The 13,037-nt window shown below is 72.0% G+C and carries 13 protein-coding genes; 9 read left to right on the top strand and 4 right to left on the bottom strand.

The window, feature by feature from the left end; all coding sequences use genetic code 11:
- Nucleotides 1-120 precede the first annotated feature (120 nt).
- On the top strand, nucleotides 121-1,287 hold the full coding sequence (gene hutI / locus ACIQF6_RS04715; protein ID WP_400890163.1) for an imidazolonepropionase: 1,167 nt from the start codon (nucleotides 121-123) through the stop codon (nucleotides 1,285-1,287).
- Nucleotides 1,288-1,391: 104 nt separating this feature from the next.
- Here the strand turns inward: hutI and ACIQF6_RS04710 are convergent, their stop codons facing one another.
- Nucleotides 1,392-2,900 (bottom strand): peptide MFS transporter, encoded by a 1,509-nt coding sequence (locus ACIQF6_RS04710; protein ID WP_400890161.1) that lies wholly within the window; start codon nucleotides 2,898-2,900, stop codon nucleotides 1,392-1,394.
- Nucleotides 2,901-3,217: 317 nt separating this feature from the next.
- On the opposite strand from ACIQF6_RS04710, the gene ACIQF6_RS04705 reads away from it, so the two are divergent.
- Both ACIQF6_RS04705 and ACIQF6_RS04700 read left to right on the top strand, forming a co-directional pair.
- A complete protein-coding gene (locus tag ACIQF6_RS04705; protein ID WP_014136090.1) occupies nucleotides 3,218-3,892 on the top strand; it encodes a response regulator transcription factor in 675 nt (224 codons plus the stop codon).
- 13 nt (nucleotides 3,893-3,905) lie between these two features.
- A complete protein-coding gene (locus ACIQF6_RS04700) occupies nucleotides 3,906-5,144 on the top strand; it encodes an ATP-binding protein (RefSeq protein ID WP_400890159.1) in 1,239 nt (412 codons plus the stop codon).
- Nucleotides 5,145-5,151: 7 nt separating this feature from the next.
- On the opposite strand, the gene ACIQF6_RS04695 is transcribed toward ACIQF6_RS04700, so the two are convergent.
- Nucleotides 5,152-5,673, bottom strand: a complete 522-nt coding sequence (locus tag ACIQF6_RS04695) for a GtrA family protein (protein WP_400890157.1) — start codon at nucleotides 5,671-5,673, stop codon at nucleotides 5,152-5,154.
- Nucleotides 5,674-5,903: 230 nt separating this feature from the next.
- Here ACIQF6_RS04695 and ACIQF6_RS04690 point away from each other — a divergent pair, with 230 nt between their 5' ends.
- From ACIQF6_RS04690 to ACIQF6_RS04675, 4 genes are read left to right on the top strand one after another with little or no spacing between them, the layout of a single operon-like run.
- The gene (locus ACIQF6_RS04690) at nucleotides 5,904-6,995 is read left to right on the top strand and encodes a 5-(carboxyamino)imidazole ribonucleotide synthase (RefSeq protein WP_400892121.1); all 1,092 of its coding nucleotides are present in this window, start codon (nucleotides 5,904-5,906) and stop codon (nucleotides 6,993-6,995) included.
- Complete coding sequence (gene purE, locus ACIQF6_RS04685) at nucleotides 6,992-7,516, top strand: 5-(carboxyamino)imidazole ribonucleotide mutase (RefSeq protein WP_400890155.1); 525 nt, start codon at nucleotides 6,992-6,994, stop codon at nucleotides 7,514-7,516. The genes ACIQF6_RS04690 and purE overlap by 4 nt, the downstream gene beginning before the upstream one ends.
- A gap of 12 nt (nucleotides 7,517-7,528) precedes the next feature.
- Entirely contained in the window at nucleotides 7,529-8,722 is a 1,194-nt protein-coding gene (locus ACIQF6_RS04680; RefSeq protein WP_400890153.1) for a dipeptidase, read from the top strand.
- 38 nt (nucleotides 8,723-8,760) lie between these two features.
- Nucleotides 8,761-9,594 carry a MerR family transcriptional regulator gene (locus ACIQF6_RS04675; RefSeq protein WP_400892119.1) on the top strand — a complete coding sequence of 278 codons (834 nt, stop codon included), beginning with the start codon at nucleotides 8,761-8,763 and terminating at the stop codon, nucleotides 9,592-9,594.
- 12 nt (nucleotides 9,595-9,606) lie between these two features.
- On the opposite strand, the gene ACIQF6_RS04670 is transcribed toward ACIQF6_RS04675, so the two are convergent.
- Nucleotides 9,607-10,014, bottom strand: coding sequence for a CoA-binding protein (locus tag ACIQF6_RS04670; RefSeq protein WP_400890151.1), 408 nt, complete (start codon nucleotides 10,012-10,014; stop codon nucleotides 9,607-9,609).
- Nucleotides 10,015-10,042: 28 nt separating this feature from the next.
- Nucleotides 10,043-11,386, bottom strand: coding sequence for a UDP-glucose dehydrogenase family protein (locus ACIQF6_RS04665; protein ID WP_400890149.1), 1,344 nt, complete (start codon nucleotides 11,384-11,386; stop codon nucleotides 10,043-10,045).
- 141 nt (nucleotides 11,387-11,527) lie between these two features.
- Between ACIQF6_RS04665 and ACIQF6_RS04660 the strand changes: the two genes are divergently transcribed.
- Both ACIQF6_RS04660 and ACIQF6_RS04655 read left to right on the top strand, forming a co-directional pair.
- Nucleotides 11,528-12,691, top strand: coding sequence for an LCP family protein (locus ACIQF6_RS04660; RefSeq protein WP_400890147.1), 1,164 nt, complete (start codon nucleotides 11,528-11,530; stop codon nucleotides 12,689-12,691).
- A 62-nt stretch (nucleotides 12,692-12,753) separates the two neighbouring features.
- Nucleotides 12,754-13,037 (top strand): acyl-CoA dehydrogenase family protein (locus tag ACIQF6_RS04655; RefSeq protein WP_400890145.1); only part of this gene is annotated, 284 nt, incomplete at its 3' end.

Below are 13,037 nucleotides of genomic sequence, written 5' to 3'. Positions count from 1 at the left end.
GGGTGTTCGCCTCCCGCTTCGCGCAGTTCCGCCCCCTCGGCTTCCGCCGGGGGCACCCCCGGCGCCCCTGGCGGGGCGCGGTATCCAGTGGACTACGACCGGTCAAGGACAGAGACGTTCATGAGCCTGCTCATCAGCAATGTTGGATCGCTGGTCACCAATGACCCGGCACTCGGCGACGGGCCGCTCGGGCTGATCGCGGACGCCGCCGTGGTCGTGGAGGGCGATCGGGTGGCGTGGGTGGGCCGGAGCGCGGACGCCCCCGCCGCCGACGAGAGCTTCGACGCCGCGGGGCGGGCGCTGCTGCCCGGGTTCGTGGACAGCCACTCGCACCTGGTGTTCGCCGGGGACCGGACCGCGGAGTTCAACGCGCGGATGTCGGGGCGGGCGTACTCGGCCGGGGGGATCCGGACCACGGTCGCGGCGACCCGGGCGGCGTCGGACGCGGAGTTGAACGCGAACGTGACCCGGCTCCTGGCGGAGATGCTGCGGCAGGGCACCACGACGGTGGAGGTGAAGTCGGGGTACGGGCTGAGCACCGTCGACGAGGCGCGGTCGCTCAGGATCGCGGCGGGGCACACCGAGGAGACGACGTATCTCGGGGCGCACGTGGTGGGCCCCGAGTTCGCGGACGATCCGGCGGGGTACGTCGAGCTGGTGACGGGGGAGATGCTGGACGCGTGCGCCCCGTTCGCCCGGTGGGTGGACGTGTTCTGCGAGCGCGGGGCGTTCGACGGCGACCAGGCCCGGGCGGTGCTGACCGCCGGCACGGCGAAGGGCCTGCTGCCGCGGGTGCACGCCAACCAGTTGGGCCCCGGCCCGGGCGTGCAGCTCGCGGTGGAGCTGGGCGCGGCGTCCGCCGACCACTGCACGCACCTGACCGACCAGGACGTGGCGGCGCTGGCCGACGGCGACACGGTGGCCACGCTGCTGCCGGGTGCGGAGTTCTCCACCCGGGCGCCGTACCCGGACGCCCGGCGGCTGCTGGACGCCGGGGCGCGGGTCGCGCTGTCCACGGACTGCAACCCCGGCTCCAGCTTCACCAGCTCGATGCCGTTCTGCGTGGCCGTCGCGGTGCGCGAGATGGGCATGACCCCCGACGAGGCGGTGCACGCGGCCACCGCCGGCGGGGCGCTGGCGCTGCGCCGCACCGATGTGGGGCGGGTCTCCCCGGGGGCCCGGGCGGACCTGCTGCTGCTGGACGCGCCTTCGCACGTCCACCTGGCGTACCGTCCGGGCGTCCCGCTGACCGCCGCCGTCTGGCAGGGCGGGGTCCGGAAGGCCTGACCGGGGCCGGTCCTGCCCGGGCGTGGAACGACGACACCTCCCGGCCCACCAGGGGCCGGGAGGTGTCGTCGCGTGCCGGTCCGGGCGGACCGGCCGGAGGCGCCTCAGCGCACGTCGCCCATCAGCTTCCCGATCCGGCTGCGGGCGGAGAACAGGCCGACGCCGGCGATGACGGCCAGCAGGCCCTGGGCGGCGAAGTACCAGGTGGAGCCGACCACGTCGCTGCCCAGCGCCAGCTGGGTCAGGGCGGCCACGCAGTCGCCGGCGGTGACTGCGAGGAACCAGATGCCCATCATCTGGCTGGCGTACTTGGCGGGCGCCAGCTTGGTGGTGACGGACAGGCCGACGGGGGAGAGGGTGAGCTCGCCGGTGGTCTGGATCAGGTAGACCACGGCCAGCCACAGCGGGGTGACCTTGACGCCGCCGCTGGCCGCCGCCATCGCCAGCATCATCACCAGGAACGACGCGCCGATCATCAGCAGGCCGAAGGCGAACTTGGAGGTGGTGGAGGGGTTGCGGCCGCGGCGGGCGGCGGCGTTCCACAGCCAGGCGAACACCGGGGCGAGCGCCATGATGTACAGCGGGTTCAGCGACTGGAACCAGCTGGACGGGAACGAGAAGCCGAACAGGCTGCCGGCGGTGTTGCGGTCGGCGAAGACGCTGAGCGTCGAACCGGACTGGTCGTAGATCATCCAGAACACCGCGGCGGCGGCGAAGAACCACAGGTAGCCGCCCATCCGCGAGCGCTCCTCGCCGGTCAGCTCCTTGTCCCGGCGGATCCGGGAGAAGACCAGGACGGGGATGGCGATGCCGGCCAGCGACAGCGGCCAGATCGCCCAGGCGACGCTGAAGTTGCCGGTGCCGACGACCACGCCGTAGAAGACGGCGGCGGCGGCCAGCCACAGACCGGCCTTGCGCAGCACGGTGCGGCGCTCTTCGGGGGTGATCGGGGCGCTGACCACGCTGGAGCGCGGGCTGAGGTGGCGGGTGCCCAGCAGGTACTGGATCAGGCCGAGGGCCATGCCGACGCCGGCCATCGCGAAGCCCAGGTGCCAGTCGACTTTCTGGCCGACGGTGCCGATGGCCAGCGGGGCGAGGAAGGCGCCGAGGTTGATGCCCATGTAGAAGATCGTGAAGCCGCCGTCCCGGCGCGGGTCGTTGGGCCCGTCGTAGAGGTGGCCGACCATGGTCGAGATGTTGGCCTTCAGCAGGCCGGAGCCGACCGCGATGAAGACCAGGCCGCCGAAGAACGCCGCCGAGGCGGGCACGGCGAGCAGGAAGTGGCCGACCATGATGATCGCGCCGCCCAGGGCGACGGTGCGCCGGGCGCCGAGCAGACGGTCGGCGATCCAGCCGCCGGGCAGGGCCAGCAGGTAGACCATCGCGTTGTAGACCGAGTACACCGCGGTGGCGGTGGCGACCTGCATCTCCAGGCCGCCGTCGGCCGCCTTGGCGGACATGTAGACCACCAGCAGGGCGCGCATGCCGTAGAAGCTGAAGCGCTCCCACGTCTCCGTCATGAAGAGGGTGGCGAGGCCGCGGGGGTGGCCGAGGAAGGTCCGTCCGTCAGTGGGAGTGGGCCGTACCTCGGACTCCAGGGTGCTCGAAGCCATGCTGATTCCTTGCCTGTCTTGCTCGGGTTCCCCACCACTGTAAGTCGCGAGTTCGGTTGACTGCGGAGCGTGAATGGTATTCGGAAGGTAAAGCGGGGTGGCGTCAGACTGTGCCATTCGATGCCAGGACCGGAGAATTGCCTGTGATGACAAGGCTCGTGCGAAGAATGTCCATGTAAGCGCAGTTGTTGCCGAAGATGCCCGTGAATGCAAGTCGATCACACCCTGTGACAGTGTTCACAGCGCGCCGCCCGGGCGCGTCGAAAGCTCGGAAGACCCCCTGATCGGGCGTGCCCGAGCGGTCTACCATCGCCCCTATGACCTGTGTGCTGCTGGCCGAGGACGACCCGGCAATCTCCGAACCGCTGGCCCGCGCCCTGCGCCGCGAGGGCTACGAGGTGCTCGTCCGCGAGGATGGACCGGCCGCCCTGGGCGCCGGCCTCAGCGAGGACGTCGACCTGATCGTGCTGGACCTCGGGCTCCCCGAGATGGACGGCCTGGAGGTGTGCCGGCGGCTGCGCGCCGACGGCAAGAGCTTCCCGGTCCTGGTGCTCACCGCCCGCGCCGACGAGGTGGACACCGTCGTCGGCCTGGACGCCGGCGCCGACGACTACGTCACCAAGCCGTTCCGGCTGGCCGAGCTGCTCGCCCGGGTCCGCGCCCTGCTCCGGCGCGGCAACGTCGACCAGCTCACCACCGGCGCGCACGGCGTGAAGATCGACATCGAGTCGCACCGCGCCTGGCTCGGCGAGGAGGAGCTCACCCTCTCCGCCAAGGAGTTCGAGCTGCTGAGGGTGCTGGTGCGGGACGCCGGGCGGGTCGTCACCCGCGAGGAGATCATGCGCCAGGTCTGGGACACCACCTGGTGGACCTCCACCAAGACCCTGGACATGCACATCTCCTGGCTGCGCAAGAAGCTCGGCGACGACGCCGCGAACCCGCGCTACATCGCCACGGTCCGAGGCGTCGGCTTCCGCTTCGAGAAGAACTGAAGGTCCACCCGGCGTGAAGCGCAGGATGATCAACTCACTGCTGGGCGTCGTCCTGGTGGTGGTCGCGGTGTTCTGCGTGCCGCTGGCCCTGATCGAGAAGCAGTCCATCACCAACGCCGCCAACGACCGGGTGGACGCGGTGGCGGTCCGGGTGCTCGGACTGGTGGAGAGCCGGCTCGCCGCGGGCGAGCCGGTCACCGGCGAGAAGTTCGCCGCCGTGGTGACCGAGAACTTCTACGTCACCGTGGACATCCCCGGGCAGCCGCAGATCGTCCTCGGCCGCCCGGTCGACGGGCCCGCGCTGACCGCCACCGAGTCCGGGGCCAGCGGCGAGACCGTCACGGTCGCCCAGTCGCGGGCGGCGCTCGACCACGAGATCGGCAACATGCTGCTGCTGCTCGGCGTGGTCGCGCTGCTGGCCGTGCAGGCCGCCGTGGCGCTCGCGGTCTGGCAGGCCAAACGGCTGGCCCGTCCGCTCACCGACCTCGCCGAGACCGCCGAACGGCTCGGCTCCGGCGACCCCCGCCCGCAGGGCCGCCGCTACGGGGTGCCCGAACTCGACCGGATCGCCGAGGTGTTGGACACCAGCGCGGAACGGATCGCCCGGATGCTCACCGCCGAGCGCCGGCTCGCCGCCGACGCCTCGCACCAGCTGCGCACCCCGCTCACCGCGCTGTCCATGCGGCTGGAGGAGATCACCGCCCTCGCCGAGGACCCGGACACCGTCCGCGAGGAGGCCGCCATCGGCCTCCAGCAGGTCGAACGGCTCACCGACGTGGTGCAGCGGCTGCTCACCAACCAGCGCGACCCCAACAGCCCCACCGCGGTGAGCTTCGGCCTGGACGACGTGCTCAAGCAGCAGGTCGAGGAGTGGGCCCCGACGGTGCGCGACAGCGGACGCCAACTGGTCGTCGAGGGGCTGCGCGACGTCCGGGTGATCGGCACCCCCGGCACGGTCTCCCAGGTGCTGGCCACGCTGATCGAGAACTCGCTGATGCACGGCGCCGGCACCATCACCCTGCGGGCCCGCCGCTCCGGCAGCTCGGTGGTCGCCGAGGTCCAGGACGAGGGGCCGGGCGTTCCCCGGGAGCTCGGCAACCGGGTCTTCGAGCGGGCCGTCAGCGGCCGCAACTCCACCGGGATCGGCCTGGCCGTCGCCCGCGACCTCGCGGAAGCCGACGGCGGCCGCCTCGAACTGCTGTCGCTGCGGCCGCCGGTGTTCGCGCTGTTCCTCGCCCACGCGGGCGACTGACGGATCGTCAGTTGGTCAGCGAGCGGTTGTCCTCGGCGGCCAGCAGCAGCTCGGCCTCCTGCACCACCTCGGGGTCCTCCAGCTCCGGCATCGCCTTGAACACCCAGGTGCGGTAGGAGACGAAGCGGAACACGGTGGCCACCACCAGGCCGAGGAACTTGCCGCCCAGCCGCTCGAACGGGGTGTCCAGGCCCAGCACGTACTGGGTGAAGCCCAGGGTGCCGGTCTCGATCAGCATGCCGATGCCGCTGAACAGCAGGAACAGCGTGATCTCGCGCTTGCGGGAGGCGGCGTCGCGGTCCTTGTACAGCCAGTACCGGTAGCCCAGGTAGTTGGTGGTGATGGCCACCAGGGTGGCCGCGATGTTGGACCGCAGCGAGGCCAGGCCGAAGCCGTTGGTGAGGATCCAGAACAGGGCGAAGTTGACCACCACGCCCGAGGCGCCGATCACGGCGAAGCCGACCGCCTCCAGGGACATGCCGCGCAGCCGCTGAGTGAGCGAGGAACGCGGTTCTGTGCTGCTCGTCATCCGGGCTGCTCCGTATGCTTCACATGATCGGATAAGTGGTGTCGTGCGATCCAAGGCGCACCAGGCTACCGGCACATTCTGTGTGCTCCGCTCCACGCCCGGTGCATGCGCCCCCGGCGCACGCCGGTGTCGGGCCCCTGACCGGCCCCGATATCCTGGAGCGCGTGACTGTAGCGGGCAATGCGAACTTTCCAGTGGTCGGAGTCATCGGCGGCGGGCAGCTCGCCCGCATGATGCACCAGGCGGGCATCCCGCTGGGCATCCGCTTCAAACTCCTCGCCGACACTCCCCAGGAGTCGGCCGCGCAGGTGGTCGGCACCACCGAGTACGGCGACTACCGCGACCTCGACGTGCTGCGGGCCTTCGCCGCCGACTGCGACGTCATCACCTTCGACCACGAGCACGTGCCCACCGAGCACCTGCTGGCCCTCCAGGCCGAGGGCGTGGCCGTCCGGCCCGGCCCCGAGGCGCTGGTCAACGCCCAGGACAAGGGCGTGATGCGGGCCAAGCTGGACTCCATCGGCGTCCCCTGCCCCCGGCACCGGATCGTCGCCGACCCGGCCGACGTCACCGCGTTCGCCGCCGAGGGCGCGGGCTACCCGGTGGTCCTGAAGACCGTGCGCGGCGGCTACGACGGCAAGGGCGTCTGGGTCGTCGAGGACGAGGCCGAGGCCGCCGCCCCGTTCCTGGCCGGCGTTCCCGTCCTGGCCGAGGAGAAGGTCGACTTCGTCCGCGAGCTGGCCGCCAACGTGGTGCGCTCGCCCAGCGGCCAGGCCGTCGCCTACCCCGTCGTCGAATCGGTGCAGGAGAACGGCATCTGCGCCGAGGTCACCGCCCCCGCGCCCGACCTCGACCCGGCCCTCTCCGACGAGGCCCAGCAGCTGGCGCTGCGGATCGCCGGTGACCTCGGCATCGTCGGCCACCTCGCGGTCGAGCTCTTCCAGACCCGCGACGGCCGCATCCTGGTCAACGAACTCGCCATGCGCCCGCACAACTCCGGGCACTGGACCCAGGACGGCTCCGTCACCTCCCAGTTCGAGAACCACCTGCGCGCCGTCCTCGACCTCCCCCTCGGCGACCCCCGCCCCCGCGCCAAGTGGACCGTCATGGTCAACGTCCTCGGCGGCGACTACCCCGACCTCTACCACGCCTTCCTGCACTGCATGGCCCGCGACCCCGGCCTCAGGATCCACATGTACGGAAAGGACGTGAAGCCCGGCCGCAAGGTCGGCCACGTCAACGTCTTCGGGGACGACCTCGAAGACGTCCGCGAGCGCGCCCGCCACGCGGCCGCCTACCTGCGAGGAACGATCACCGAATGACGAACCCCCTTGTCGGCATCGTGATGGGCTCGGACTCCGACTGGCCCGTGATGGAGGCCGCCGCGCAGGCGCTCGACGAGTTCGAGATTCCGTACGAGGTCGACGTGGTGTCCGCGCACCGGATGCCGCGCGAGATGGTCGCGTACGGGGAGCGGGCGCACGGGCGCGGGCTGAAGGCGATCATCGCCGGGGCCGGCGGGGCCGCGCACCTGCCGGGGATGCTGGCGTCGGTGACGCCGCTGCCGGTGATCGGGGTGCCGGTGCCGCTGCGGTACCTGGACGGGATGGACAGCCTGCTGTCGATCGTGCAGATGCCGGCCGGGGTGCCGGTGGCGACCGTCTCGGTGGCCGGGGCGCGCAACGCGGGTCTGCTCGCGGTGCGGATGCTGGCCGCGTTCGACGCCGAACTGGCCGAGAAGATGGTCGAGTTCCAGGCCGAGCTGAACAGCCAGGCGACCGAGAAGGGCCGCAAGCTGCGGGCCAAGGTGGCGGGCAACGAGTCCTTCGGCTTCGGCAAGTAGTAGAACGGGAGGATGACTCCCGAACTGATCGAGCGCGCCAGGGCCGTCCTCCGCACCGCCCCCGTGGTGGACGGCCACAACGACCTGCCGTGGGCGATGCGCGCCATCGCCGGCTACGACCTGGACGCCGTCGACCTGGCGGCCGATCAGAGCCACCGGCTGCACACCGACCTCGGCCGCCTGCGGGCGGGCGGGGTCGGTGCGCAGTTCTGGTCGGTGTTCGTGCCCGCCGGCCTGTCCGGCGACGGCGCGGTCAGCGCCACCCTGGAGCAGATGGACTTCGTCCGGGCGATGGCCGCCCGGCACCCCGAGCACCTGCGCCCGGCGTTCACCGCCGACGAGATGGAGAGCGCCCGCGCCGAGGGCCGGATCGCCTCGCTGATGGGCGCCGAGGGCGGGCACTCCATCAACTCCTCGCTGGCCACCCTGCGGGCCCTGTACGCGCTCGGCGTGCGGTACTTGACGCTCACCCACAACTCGAACGTGCCGTGGGCGGACTCCGCCACCGACGAGCCCGTGCACGGCGGCCTCACCGCGTTCGGCGAGGAGGTGGTCCGGGAGATGAACCGGCTCGGCATGCTGGTCGACCTCTCGCACGTCTCCGCCGACACCATGCGCGACGCGCTGCGGGTCTCCGAGGCCCCGGTGCTGTTCTCGCACTCCTCCTCGCGCGCCGTCTGCGACCACCCGCGCAACGTCCCCGACGACGTGCTCGCCGCGCTGCCCGGCAACGGCGGCGTCGCGATGGTCACCTTCGTGCCCAAGTTCGTGCTGCCCGAGGCCGTCGAGTGGACCGAGGCCGCCGACGCCAACATGACCGCGCACGGCTTCAACCCGTTCGACACCTCCCCGCCGGCGATGGTCGTGCAGCACGCCTACGCGGACGCCCACCCGCGTCCGATCGCCACCGCGGCCGACGTCGCCGACCACCTCGACCACATGCGCGAGGTCGCCGGCATCGACCACCTCGGCATCGGCGGCGACTTCGACGGCACCCCGTTCACCCCGGCCGGCCTCGACGACGTGTCCGGCTACCCGGTGCTGATCGCCGAACTCCTGGGCCGCGGCTGGTCCGAGGCCGACCTCTCCAAGCTGACCTGGCACAACGCCGTCCGGGTGCTGCGCGACGCCGAGACGGTGGCCCGCCGCCTCCAGGCCGAACGCGGGCCGTCGATCGCCACCCGGGAACAGCTGGACGGCGCGTGACCGACCCGCTTGACCCTGCCCCTGGGGCAGGCCCCACGCTGACCGGCGTGGAGGAAGAACGGCTGCTCACCACCGGTGAGTTCGCCCGCCGGGGCCTGCTGTCGCCGAAGGCGCTGCGGCTGTACGACCGGCGGGGCCTGCTCCCGCCGGACCTGGTCGACCCGGGCACCGGCTACCGGTACTACCGGGCCGGCCGGCTGGCCACCGCGCGGCTGATCGTCCGGCTGCGCGGCCTGGACATGCCGCTCGCCACGGTCGCCGAGGTGCTCGCCCTGCCGGGCCCCGAGGCGGCCGAGCGGGTCGCCGGGTACTGGGCGGCCGTGGAACGGCGCACCGCCTCGCAGCGGGCGCTGGCCGAACACCTCCGCATCCAACTCGGCGCACTGGAAGGAATCGACGAGATGTACCGGATCGAACAGCGCGAGGTGCCGGAGCAGCTGGTGCTCACCGAGCGGCGCCGGATCAGGCCCGCGGAGCTGGACGAGTGGATCCCGGCCGCCACCGCGCGGCTGGAGGCGGTCGCCGCCGAGCACGGCGGCGTGGTGGCCGCCCCGTTCGTGGTCTACCACGGCGAGGTCGACGAGGACGCGGACGGCCCGGTCGAGGTCTGCGTGCCGGTCGACCCGGCGCGCGCCGCCGGGCTGACCGCCCCGCACCGCACCGAGCCCGCCCACCGGGAGGCGTACACCACCATCACCAAGGCCCAGGTGGAGTACCCGCAGATCCTGTCCGCCTACGACGCGGTCTGCGCCTGGATGGAGCAGCACGGCACGCGGCGCACCGGCCCCGGCCGCGAGGTGTACTTCGCCGACTGGGCGGCCGCCGGCCCCGCCGACGAGGTCTGCGACATCGCCTTCCCCGTCGCGGGCTGACTCGCCGTCACCTCAGAGGCGGGGCAGCTCGATCGCCGGGCAGCGGTCCATCACCATGTCCAGCCCGGCGGCCCGGGTGCGGTCGAAGGCGGCCCCGTCGACCACCCCGAGCTGGAACCAGACGGCCTTGGCGCCCTTCGCCACCGCCTGGTCGGCGACCTCGCCGGCCAGCTCGGAGTTGACGAACACGTCCACCACGTCGACCGGGAACGGGATCTCGGCGAGCGAGGCGTAACCCTGCTCGCCGAGCACCGTCTCGGCCTTCGGGTGCACCGGCACGATGCGCTTGCCGGCCTGCTGCAACACCCGGGCCACCCCGTACGCGGCGCGCGCGGTGTTGGTGGACAGGCCGACCACGGCCCAGGTGTCGCCGGAGGAGGTGAGGATCTTCCGGACGGTGGCGTCGTCTCCGTAGCTCATGCCAGGGGGAACGACGCCACCGCACCGCTCATTCCGCGGACGGCCGGCCCATCGCGCGGTAGGACCAGCCGGCGGCCCGCCAGGATTCGCCGTCCAGTACGTTGCGGCCGTCCAGCAGGCGGCGCTCGGCGACCAGTGCGCCGACCTCGACCGGGTCGAGCTCGCGGAACTCCTGCCACTCCGTCAGGTGCAGCACCACGTGGGCGCCCTGGACGGCCTCCAGGGCGGAGGCCGCGTACGACAGGCTGGGGAACAGCTTGCGGGCGTTGTCCATCGCCTTCGGGTCGTACACCGTGACCTGGGCGCCCTGGAGTTGGATCTGGCCGGCCACGTTCAGCGCCGGAGAGTCCCGGATGTCGTCCGAGTTCGGCTTGAACGCCGCGCCCAGCACCGCCACCCGGCGGCCCAGGAAGCCGCCGCCGCACTGCTCGCGGGCCAGCTCCACCATCCGGGAGCGGCGCCGCATGTTGATCGAGTCGACCTCGCGCAGGAAGGTCAGCGCCTGGTCGGCGCCCAGCTCCCCGGCCCGGGCCATGAACGCCCGGATGTCCTTGGGCAGGCAGCCGCCGCCGAAGCCCAGCCCGGCGTTCAGGAACCGGCCGCCGATCCGCTCGTCGTACGACAGCGCGGTGGACAGCTGCACCACGTCCGCGCCGGCGCTCTCGCAGACCTCGGCCATCGCGTTTATGAACGAGATCTTGGTGGCCAGGAAGGAGTTCGCGGCGGCCTTCACCAGCTCGGCGGTCGCGAAGTCGGTCACCACGAACGGCACGCCGTCCGCGATCGGGCCCGCGTACACCTCGCGCAGCAGCTGCTCGGCGCGCTCGCTGCGCACGCCCACCACCAGGCGGTCCGGGTGCAGGGTGTCGCCGACCGCGTAGCCCTCGCGCAGGAACTCCGGGTTCCAGGCGAGCTCGACCTGCTCCCCGGCAGGGGCCAGCGCGGCCAGCCGGGTCGCCAGCCGGTTCGCCGAACCCACCGGCACGGTGGACTTGCCGACCACCAGGGTCGGCCGGTCCAGGTGCGGGGCGAGCGAGTCCACCGCGGAGTCCACGTGGCTCATGTCGGCCGCGAACTCGCCCTTGCGCTGCGGGGTGTTGACGCAGATGAAGTGCACGTCGCCGAAGGCCGCGACCTCTTCCCAGGAGCCCGTGAACCGGAGCCGCCCGGTCGAGCCCTCGTGGCCCTCCACGTGCTTGACCAGCAGCTCCGACAGGCCCGGCTCGAACATCGGGACCCGGCCCGCGGCGAGCGCCGCCAGCTTGTCCCGGTCGACGTCCAGCCCGAGGACCTCGAAACCGAGCTCGGCCATGCACGCGGCATGCGTGGCGCCCAAGTAGCCGGTACCGATCACCGTGATGCGCGGAGCCACGGGCGTTCCCTTCCGTTCGGGCCGTTCCGGACAGTGCGACGGCCGCACGGACCGATGGTATCGGTACGGCTACCGCACACGGGGTCGGCCGATTTCACGGTTTCCCCCCGAAAGTCTGTACGGCAGGTTCACAATGCGCGCATGACTGCCGATGAGCGGCCGGACGAGGCCGACGAGGACCAGGGGTCGCTCAGCATCTTCGACCGCGGCGACCGGGACGGCGACGAGCAGGACCTTTCGGGCGACGAGCCTTCGGACGAGGGGAAGCAGGCCGTACCGCGCCGCCGCCGGGGCCGCCGGCTGCTGCTGTGGACGCTGGCCGTGCTGCTGGTGCTGATCGGCGGCGGCTTCGGCGCGCTGGTGTGGACCGCCGAGCACTACGCGTCCTCGGTGACGCGCATCCCGAACGCCTTCCCGACCGGCGGCGCCGCGCAGCCCACCGCCGTCCCGCACTCCGGCCAGACCTTCCTGCTGGTCGGGCTGGACGCCCGCGCCGACCTGCCCACCACCGGGCAGGCCGCGAAGGCCCCGGCCTGGCAGTACGGCGCGCAGCGCAGCGACACCATGATGCTGATGCACATCTCCGCCGACCGGAAGTCCGTCTCGGTGGTGTCCATCCCGCGCGACACCTGGGTGCCGGTGCCCGGCCACGGCAAGGCGAAGATCAACGCCGCCTACTCCTGGGGCGGGCCCGCGCTGATGGTGCAGACCGTCCAGGACCTCACCCGCATCCGGATCGACCACGTCGCGGTGATCGACTGGAACGGCTTCCGCGCCCTCACCGACGCCGTCGGCGGCGTCGACATCACCATCCCGCGCACCATCGAGGCCAAGGGCGAAGCGCGCGAATGGCTGGCCGGCACCCACCACATGGACGGCGCCGAGGCCCTGCTCTACGTCCGCGAACGGCACGGCCTGCCGAACGGCGACCTCGACCGCACCAAGCGCCAGCAGAACTTCCTGCGCGCGCTGATGCTCCGCACCATGAACTCCGGCACTCTCTCCAGCCCCGGCAGGCTCACCGGCCTGCTCGGCACCGTCGGCGACGTGGTCTCGGTCGACGACCGGCTCAGCAACAGCGACCTCTACGACCTCGCCTGGAGCCTGCGCGCGGTCCGTCCCGACGGCGTCCACTTCATGAACGCCCCCTTCGGCGGCTTCGACTCCGTCGACGGCCAGTCCGTCGTCCTGATGGACGACAGCGCGGCCGGCCTGCTCTGGGACGCGATGCGCACCGACCGGATGGACGACTACCTCGCCCAGCACCGCACCAGCGCCGACACCCTCGGCGACAAGGTCGACTGACGCCGGCCCGCGCGCCTACGATGGGCATTACTCGACGGTAACTCACGCAAGGGGCAGAGAAGATGGCGGGAAACTCCGGATCGGACTTCGACCTCTACCGGCTGGGCGAGGAGCACGAGATGCTCCGTGAGTCGGTGCGTTCGCTGGCGGAGGCGAAGATCGCCCCGTTCGCGGCGGAGGTGGACGAGGAGGGTCGTTTTCCTGCGGAGGCGTTGGAGGCGCTGCAGTCGAACGATCTTCACGCGGTGCACGTGCCGGAGGAGTACGGGGGTGCGGGGGCGGATGCGCTGGCGACGGTGATCGTGATCGAGGAGGTGGCGCGGGTGTGTGCCTCGTCGTCGTTGAT

The sequence above is a fragment of the Kitasatospora sp. NPDC092948 genome, assembly GCF_044754805.1.
In the GTDB taxonomy this organism is placed as follows: Bacteria; Actinomycetota; Actinomycetes; order Streptomycetales; family Streptomycetaceae; genus Kitasatospora.
Note: the sequence above shows the minus strand (reverse complement) of the source record. Positions and strands in the feature narration are given on the sequence as shown.

Excerpts from the sequence above, each read along its gene's own strand:
- ACIQF6_RS04705 (WP_014136090.1), top strand. The coding sequence starts at position 3,218 with ATGACCTGTGTGCTGCTGGCCGAGGACGACCCGGCAATCTCCGAACCG.
- hutI (WP_400890163.1), top strand. The coding sequence starts at position 121 with ATGAGCCTGCTCATCAGCAATGTTGGATCGCTGGTCACCAATGACCCG.
- purE (WP_400890155.1), top strand. The coding sequence starts at position 6,992 with ATGACGAACCCCCTTGTCGGCATCGTGATGGGCTCGGACTCCGACTGG.
- ACIQF6_RS04660 (WP_400890147.1), top strand. The coding sequence starts at position 11,528 with ATGACTGCCGATGAGCGGCCGGACGAGGCCGACGAGGACCAGGGGTCG.
- ACIQF6_RS04670 (WP_400890151.1), bottom strand. The coding sequence starts at position 10,014 with ATGAGCTACGGAGACGACGCCACCGTCCGGAAGATCCTCACCTCCTCC.
- ACIQF6_RS04690 (WP_400892121.1), top strand. The coding sequence starts at position 5,904 with ATGATGCACCAGGCGGGCATCCCGCTGGGCATCCGCTTCAAACTCCTC.
- ACIQF6_RS04680 (WP_400890153.1), top strand. The coding sequence starts at position 7,529 with ATGACTCCCGAACTGATCGAGCGCGCCAGGGCCGTCCTCCGCACCGCC.
- ACIQF6_RS04710 (WP_400890161.1), bottom strand. The coding sequence starts at position 2,900 with ATGGCTTCGAGCACCCTGGAGTCCGAGGTACGGCCCACTCCCACTGAC.
- ACIQF6_RS04695 (WP_400890157.1), bottom strand. The coding sequence starts at position 5,673 with ATGACGAGCAGCACAGAACCGCGTTCCTCGCTCACTCAGCGGCTGCGC.